Here is an 8,268-nt window from a genome sequence, read left to right on the forward strand (position 1 = left end):
GTGTTATAATAAAATAAAGGAGGGCCTATGTTTAAGATATTAATAGTAGATGACAGCCAGATAATAGCAAGCTCTTTAAAAAAAGACTTTGAGAAATGGGGCTATGAGGTGGTTTTAGTAGAAAATTTTGAAAGGGTCTTTGACCTTTTTAAGGAAGAGAATCCTTCCCTTGTAGTCATGGACATAGGCTTGCCATATTTTGATGGCTACCATTGGACCAGGAAAATCAGAGATATATCCAATGTCCCAATAATTTTCTTATCCTCAAAGGAAGATACCATGAATAAAATTATGGCAATGGAGATGGGGGCAGATGATTTTGTGACCAAACCCTTTGAAGTAGAACTTTTGACAGCCAAGGTCAAGGCCCTTTTAAGAAGGACCTATGATTATAAGCAAGGCTCTGATAAGCTTGAAAAAGACGACCTTATCTTAGATATAAAATCCATGCAGGCAAGCTTTGAAGGCAAGTCTATCGACCTATCTAAAAATGAATTTAAAATCCTTGAGACCCTCATGGTAAATGATGGCAAGGTCATATCCAGGGATAAGCTAATGACAGCCCTTTGGTCGACAGATATATTTATAGATGACAACACCCTAACGGTAAATATCTCAAGGCTTAGAAAATCTCTAGAAAGCCTGGGGGTCAAAGATTTTATAAAAACCAAGGTTGGTAAGGGTTATTATGTTTAATTTTAAGTGTGCAATCAGAGAAAATAAAAGGCTTTTGATATTTTTTGCCATCATAACTTTTATCTACAACCTAATATTTTTAGCCTTTAACCTTCAAAGATTTGTAATTATTTATGGGTTAATTATAAATATTTTCATCCTTTTGTCTTTTCTTTTATATGATAGCCAAAAAGAAAAGGAAAATAATTTTGAAAAAATTTTAAGGTCTAAAAATTTGGATTACAAGGCCCAGCTAATTGCAGATGAGTACTGCTTTCTGGATGAAAAATATAAGAACCTACTAGTTGATTATAAGGATATGGAAGAAGCAACCAAAAATTTCTACGGCCTATGGATTCACGAAATAAAAACACCTCTGGCAGAAAATAGGCTGATTTTGGCCGAGGATAATCCTGATATTGACCTGCTTATTAAAAATAATAAGAGGATGGAAGCCTATCTTGATATACTTTTGGGCTTTGTGAGATTTTCTTCAAAGACAAATGACTATATCTTTAAGGAAGTCCTAATCGAACCCTTGGTTAAAAACCTTATAAGGGATAAGTCCTATGACTTTATCAGCAAAAATATTAGCCTTGACTTGGGAGATTTATCCTATAAGACCATTACAGATGGCAAGTGGCTTAGTTTTATCATAAGCCAGCTTATAAATAATTCCCTCAAATACTCCAGGGATGCTGGTAAGATTAAAATATATTTTGAAGATGATAGCTTAATCATAGAGGACAATGGGATTGGCATCAAGAAGAGCGACTTGGCAAGGGTCTTTGAAATGGGTTATACTGGCGAAAATGGCAGGGCCTTTGGTTCGTCAACTGGCCTTGGCCTTTATCTAGTAAAATCAATTGGCAAGGATTTAAACCTATCCATAAGTATAGATTCCAAGGAGGGCTCTTATACAAAAATTGCCATAAAATTTGATAAGCTTACAAAATTGTAAGATAAAAGGTCTCTTTGTAAGATAAACAAAGGGACTTATTTTTATCTAGCCTTTATAATTATATTATGAGAGGTGAAAATATGTTAGAAATAAAAAACTTAAGAAAAATTTATAAGGAAAATTCAGCAAATGAAGTGACTGCCCTAAAGGATGTGAATTTGAAAGTCGAAGATGGTGACTTCCTAGCCATCATGGGCGAGTCTGGATCAGGTAAGACCACACTTTTAAATATCATTTCCCTTATTGATAAGGAAACTAGCGGACAAATTTTCCTTGATGACAAGGAAATCCTATCCTTATCTGATAAAGAAAAGTCTGATTTTAGGAGGGATAATTTTGGCTATATCTTTCAAGATTTTAATCTTTTAGATAATTTTGATGTGAGGGAAAATATTCTCTTACCCCTTGTGTTAAGGGAAGAAAATCCAGATGATTTTGATCATAAGCTTATGCCTATTGTCAACAAACTAGGAATTGCTGACCTTTTAAAAAAGTATCCAGCAGAAATATCTGGCGGACAAAAGCAAAGGGTGGCTGTGGCGAGGGCCTTAATTATCAATCCTAAGATAATTCTAGCAGATGAGCCTACTGGTCAATTAGATTCATCTTCTAGCGAAGACTTGCTCAAATATTTTGAAAAAATAAATGCTGAGGGAAATACAATTCTCATGGTGACCCACTCAAATATTGCGGCATCCTTTGCCAAAAGAGTTTTATTTATAAGGGATGGGAAGATTTTTAATGAAATTTATAAGGCAGATGACAGCAGAGATAAGTTTTATAAGAGGATTTCAGATTCATTAAACTTTTTAAGGGCGGCCAAAAATGAAACTCACTAAGCGCCTTGCCCTAGATGGGATTAGAAAAAATAGAGAAGTCTATCTTCCATATATTTTGATTTATGCCTTTATGGTGTTTTCAATGACTTCGATTTTGCTTTTAATGAATGCCGATACTTTAAAAGATTTTTACGCCATGTCTAGCATTTATTATATATTGAAAATTGCTATTTATGTAATGGGGATTTTTTCTCTGATATTTTTATATTATTCAGATGGATTTTTATTAAATAAAAGACTTAAGGAAATCTCCCTCTATGCGATTTTAGGCCTTGATAAAAAACATCTTTCAAAAATTTTGGCTTTAGAATCCTTAATAATATCAGCCTTGGGATATTTAATTGGTATAATATCTGCTACAGTCATATATAAATTGCTAGAAACAATTTTTTTGAAGCTTATGCTAATGGAAGGAAATTTCTACCTAAGTTTTGCAAAAGATGCCTATATAATTAGCTTCTTGGTTTTTGCAGGAATTTCCCTACTAATTTTATTGACCAGGATTATAAAAATAAAAAGAAAATCAATCCTAGACTTATTTAAGGAAGAAAAGACCTTCAAAAGGCCAAGAGGTATGGTCATAAGTGCAATTGTCGCAATAGTTTTGCTTGGCTCGGGATATTTCCTAGCCCAAACTATAAATAATCCTTTAAGGGCTTTTGCTTACTTTTTCTTGGCAGTTGTCCTTGTAATGATAGGAACATTTTTCCTTTTCTCTTCACTTTCTATAGTGATATTAAAAATGATGAAGGCTTCCAAATCTTATTACAAGACTGAAAAATTTATCTCAGTTTCAAGCCTTATTTTTAGATTAAGGTCAAATGCCAAGGGCCTTGGATCAATTACAATCATGTCTACAGCTGCTATTATTTTATTATCCTCAGCAATAGCTCTTTATAGGAGTGTTGAGGATGTGGGTTCTAGACAGTATCCTAGAGATGTGGGCCTCGCTTCTTCTAATGAGTATTCTATTGACCAGGTTAAAAAAATTATTAAAGACAATAATTTAGAGGCAAAAAATATTCAAGACTACAAAGCCGTGCTTGCCTTTGAAAAAGATGGACAAACCATTAAAACCATTGGAGAATCCTATGTATTTAAAAATCCAAATGATCTTGATGATAAGGCTATGGGAATCCTTGTGGAAGTTAATGATGGATCGATACCAGAAGCATCTTCTTTAAAAGACGGAGAGTTTTTACTCTATAAAGCTCCTAAGTTGGCTGATCTTTCAGAACTTGATATAAATCGCCAAAAATTAAGGAAAAAGTCAGATATTAAGGATTATCCATATAAAAATTCTGGAAATAATTCGATAGTGGCCTATATGTTTGATTTTTATTATTTAATAGTCAAAAATTTAGACCAAAATTTAAGCATAGATGAAAATAAAATAGTTCATGCCTATAATTTTGACCTAAGCGATGAGGATATGGCGATTTTTAAGAAAAAAACTAAGGATGTCCAAAATGAATTTGGCATAGGCTTTCATGATGATTTTGTCTTGGAAGGCTACAAACTCTACGGGGCAATATTTTTTGTAGGTATATTTTTGGGATTGATTTTTATGGTTGCAACTGGCCTGATAATTTACTACAAGCAAATTCAAGAGGGCTTTTCTGACAAGAATAAATATCAAAGCCTAAGAAAAATTGGCATTGGCGAAGGAAAAATTAAGAAAACTATAGATAAGCAAGTTCTGGTATTTTTCTTCCTACCGCTAATAGTAGCAGGCGTCCATGTAGCTTTTGCCTTTAGGATGATTTCAAAAATATTTGTCATGCTAGGATCTGTCAATGAATCTATAAAAATTACTTCCTTTATAATAGGTTTTATAATTTTTGCCCTTTTGTATCTCATTTATTACAAATTCAGCAGCAGGGAATACTACAAGTTAATCTCATAAAATTTCGGCTCTTTCGAGTCGATTTTTTATTTGAATCTTTATTTTAAGTGTTTTCTTGACCAAAGAGGGGCTTAGAGTTATATTATATGTATCTTAAGGAGTATAAATGAAAGAAAAATCGTTATTAAAGAGTTATTTAAAATATTTAATACCTACCATCACGACCATGACCTTGTTTTCAACCTACACTATGGTGGATGGTATTTTTGTTGGTAGGGGTGTTGGAAGCGAGGGCTTGGCAGCTGTAAATATTGCCATGCCCTTTGTGACCTTGGCCTTTGCCTTTGCAATTTTAATATCAATCGGATCTTTAAATCTTATCGCCCATGAAAAGGGCAGGAACAATAAAAAGGGGGCTGATGAATTTTTTAGCCTTGGTATGGCAATTTCAGTAATATTTGCCATTTCCTTATCTATAGTAGGAATTATTTTTATAAATCCACTGGTAAGGGCCCTAGGAGCAAGCGGTCATATGGTTTATATGGTCAAGGAATATCTATCAATTATCATTTATTTCTTGCCCTTTTATCTGACTTCCTATGTATTTGAGATAATGGTAAAGGCTGATGGCAGACCATCAATTACCACGATTCTTATGCTTATGTCAGCCTTAACCAATATCAGCCTTGATTATATATTTATTTTTAAATTTCATTGGGGACTTATGGGAGCTGCTGTAGCGACAGGTCTTGCCCAAACTATCCCTACTATTGGCTATTTGATTTACTTTTTATCACCTAAGTCATATCTTAAATTTAAAAAGTTTAAATTAAAGGCCTTCATGGTCAAGGAGATTTTTTCTTATGGTTTTCCAGCATCTTTGTCAGAGCTCTCGTCAGGTTTTTGCACCCTAGTATTAAACCTAGCTGTAGGAAGGCTCTACGGGGAAGAAGGTCTTGCAGCCTTTTCAGTAATTGCCTATGTTATGATTTTTGTAGTAAATACCATGCTTGCCATAAACCAATCAAGCCAACCACTTATCGGCTACTACTATGGGGCAAGGGAATTTGAAAAAATACCTGTACTTAGGAAATATATATTAATATCTGTGGCGAGTTTGTCGCTTATTATGGTTTTGGCAATCGAAATTTGGCCGGAATTTTTTGTAAATGTCTTTTTGACAGATGTAACAAGCGAGTTTATGGCCTTTGCCAGCAGGGCTCTTAGGATATTTTCTATATCTTTCTTAATCCTAGGATTTAATATAACAAATGGTGGCTATCTCACAGCTGTAGCTAAGCCAAGATTTGAATTTATTATTACAATCTTAAGGGGATACGCCCTAGTTTTGGCTGTTAGCTTTATAATAACTAACTTCATGCCAAAAGAATACATCTGGTCAACCATCACAATTTCTGATTTTCTAACATTAATTATCGGGTATTTCTTGATAAGAATTGAGCTAAAAGAATTAAATAAACTAAGCGAAAAAGCTAGGAGACTAAAATAGGAATTCTCCTAGTCTTTTCTCTTGGAAGCTCGCAGCAAAAAAATTTTTATTATTACTTGACAAGGAAGAAAAATTATCTTATAATATAAGAGTAGTCGCTGAGAGATTAGAAGCGATAAGTTGAAAAATAAAGATTTTTTTTAAAAAATTCTTTACAAATTAAAAATTTATGTTATAATATTTGTATGCGGATGTGGCTCAGTGGTAGAGCATCGCCTTGCCAAGGCGAGGGTCGCGAGTTCGAATCTCGTCATCCGCTCCATTTTTTATTATGGCGCCATAGCCAAGTGGTAAGGCAGAGGTCTGCAACACCTTTACCCCCAGTTCAAATCTGGGTGGCGCCTCCAAATCATCCCCAGTAATGGGGATTTTTTTATTGAAAGGATTATTATGTTAATTATTTCCTATAAGGCAAGCGAAGAATTTAAGGGATTTTTAAAAGAAAATGAGATAGAATTTATTTTGACTAGTCCAAATCCTAAATTGGATTCAAGGATAGATGACCATCCAGACCTATCCCTATTTAAGCTAGATGATAATAATATTGTAGTAGCAGAAGCAGTCTATGATTATTATAAGGATAAGCTTAAGGGCTATGAGATAATCAAAGGAGAGGATCCATCAGAAAAATTTCCTTATGACGCCATTTATAATGTTGTTAGATTTAAAGATTTTTATATTCACAATGATTTTACGGAAGGCCACATTCAGAAATATTTCGAAGATAATAAGATAAAGCATCTAAAAGTAAAGCAAGGCTATAGTAGATGTTCAATCATTCCTCTAAAGGATTCTCTAATCACAGCTGATTTTGGGATTTATAAGGCCTTAAAGGATAAAATAAAGATTGACCTGGTAGAACAGGATGAAATTGCCTTAGATGGATTTGACCAAGGATTTTTGGGAGGATGCTGTGGCCTTGTAAGAGATAATTTGATTTTTACAGGAGATATTAGTAAGCATAAGGCTTTTTCTAAACTAGAATCTATTTGTGAAAATCAAAATATAAAGATCATCTATCCAAAGCTTGATTTGATAGATTACGGGTCATTAATTTGCCTATAGCAGAAAATCTTATTAATCGTATAATGTATTGTAGTAACAAGACAAAGAGAGGGATTTATGAATATAGTTAGACCATCTACCATAGCTGGTGTTATGGAGCTTTTGCCAGAAGACCAGTTAGTTTTTGACAAGATGAAAAATATTATCGAAGAAACTTACAAAAAATATCAATTTCTACCAATAGATACACCTGTCATAGAAAAAAATGAAATTTTATTTGCCAAAGGTGGAGGAGAAACTGAAAAGCAAATCTATGAAATAGCCTCAGATACACGTGATATGAGCCTTAGGTTCGACCTTACAGTACCCCTTGCTAGATATGTGGCAGAGCACTTTTCGGACTTGAATTTCCCATTCAAGCGTTACCACATAGGCAAGGTTTATAGGGGAGAGCGTAACCAAAAAGGCCGCTATAGGGAATTTTACCAATGCGATATAGATATAATTGGCCACAACAAGCTTGCCATAGAAAATGACGCTATCCCACCAAGGGTAATCTATGAAATTTTCCAAAAATTAGATACACCTGATGTTAGCTTTAGGATTAATAATAGGAAGTTATTGAATGGATTTTTTGAATCTTTAGGAATTGATGATACAACAGAAGTTTTAAGGCTGATAGATAAGAAAGATAAGATGGGTCTTGAAAATATGAAAGAAGACCTAGTTAAACTACTTGATGAAAAAAGGGCAGAAAAAATAGCTTCTTTTATAGAAGCTGCAAATTCTAACCAAGAAACCCTAGAGAAGTTTGCTGGTCTTGTAGAAAATGACCTTTATGAAGAAGGACTAAAAGAGCTAGGAACTGTCTATAAATACATGATAAAACTAGGCATACCAGATAAAAATATCAAGCTTGATCCGTCAATCACAAGGGGCCTAGATTATTACACAGGTACAGTCTATGAGACCTTTATAAATGGTTATGAAAAAATCGGCTCAGTATCATCCGGTGGCCGCTATGAAAAATTAGCAGACAACTTCACCAAACAAGCCCTACCAGGAGTAGGCATGTCCATAGGCTTAACCAGGCTATTTTATCAACTAAAAGAAATAGGTCTAGTAGATAAGAAAGAAGAAAACCTAACGGAAATTTTAATCATACCAATGTCTGAAGAAGAAAACTTCTACGCTATAGATATCCTAAATATCCTTCACGATAAGGGAAAAAATGCAGATATCTACCTAGAAGGTGGCAAACTAAAAAAGAAATTTTCTTACGCTGATAAAATAGGAGTAAAATACGCCTATATAATAGGTGGAGAAGAAAGAGAAAACAAAACCATCACAGTTAGAAATATGAAGACTGGTGAGCAGGAAAGTATTGATTTTGATAGTCTAGATAGGGTCTGTAAATAATTTTGTGTATCAA

The 8,268-nt window shown here is 33.9% G+C and carries 7 protein-coding genes and 2 tRNA genes; all 9 read left to right on the forward strand.

Annotation, left to right across the window (positions count from 1 at the left end; translation table 11 throughout):
- The first annotated feature begins 27 nt into the window (after positions 1–27).
- Positions 28–696: a response regulator transcription factor gene (locus ACCQ42_RS00345; protein ID WP_410035031.1), complete on the forward strand. Its 669-nt coding sequence runs from the start codon at positions 28–30 to the stop codon at positions 694–696.
- On the forward strand, positions 689–1,636 hold the full coding sequence (locus ACCQ42_RS00350) for a sensor histidine kinase (protein ID WP_410035032.1): 948 nt from the start codon (positions 689–691) through the stop codon (positions 1,634–1,636). Before ACCQ42_RS00345 ends, ACCQ42_RS00350 begins: the two co-directional genes overlap by 8 nt.
- 80 nt (positions 1,637–1,716) lie before the next feature.
- Positions 1,717–2,475 (forward strand): ABC transporter ATP-binding protein, encoded by a 759-nt coding sequence (locus ACCQ42_RS00355; RefSeq protein WP_410035033.1) that lies wholly within the window; start codon positions 1,717–1,719, stop codon positions 2,473–2,475.
- On the forward strand, positions 2,462–4,381 hold the full coding sequence (locus tag ACCQ42_RS00360; protein ID WP_410035034.1) for an FtsX-like permease family protein: 1,920 nt from the start codon (positions 2,462–2,464) through the stop codon (positions 4,379–4,381). Before ACCQ42_RS00355 ends, ACCQ42_RS00360 begins: the two co-directional genes overlap by 14 nt.
- Before the next feature lie 106 nt (positions 4,382–4,487).
- Positions 4,488–5,831, forward strand: a complete 1,344-nt coding sequence (locus ACCQ42_RS00365) for an MATE family efflux transporter (protein WP_410035035.1) — start codon at positions 4,488–4,490, stop codon at positions 5,829–5,831.
- 187 nt (positions 5,832–6,018) lie between these two features.
- A tRNA-Gly gene (locus ACCQ42_RS00370) sits at positions 6,019–6,093 on the forward strand.
- Between the two features lie 11 nt (positions 6,094–6,104).
- Positions 6,105–6,178, forward strand: a tRNA-Cys gene (locus tag ACCQ42_RS00375).
- Positions 6,179–6,221: 43 nt separating this feature from the next.
- The gene (locus ACCQ42_RS00380; RefSeq protein ID WP_410035036.1) at positions 6,222–6,896 is read left to right on the forward strand and encodes a DUF6873 family GME fold protein; all 675 of its coding nucleotides are present in this window, start codon (positions 6,222–6,224) and stop codon (positions 6,894–6,896) included.
- 57 nt (positions 6,897–6,953) lie between these two features.
- A complete protein-coding gene (hisS, locus tag ACCQ42_RS00385; RefSeq protein ID WP_410035037.1) occupies positions 6,954–8,255 on the forward strand; it encodes a histidine--tRNA ligase in 1,302 nt (433 codons plus the stop codon).
- The last annotated feature ends 13 nt before the right edge of the window (positions 8,256–8,268 follow it).

It is taken from the genome of Anaerococcus kampingae (genome assembly GCF_046365475.1).
In the GTDB taxonomy this organism is placed as follows: Bacteria; Bacillota; Clostridia; order Tissierellales; family Peptoniphilaceae; genus Anaerococcus; species Anaerococcus kampingae.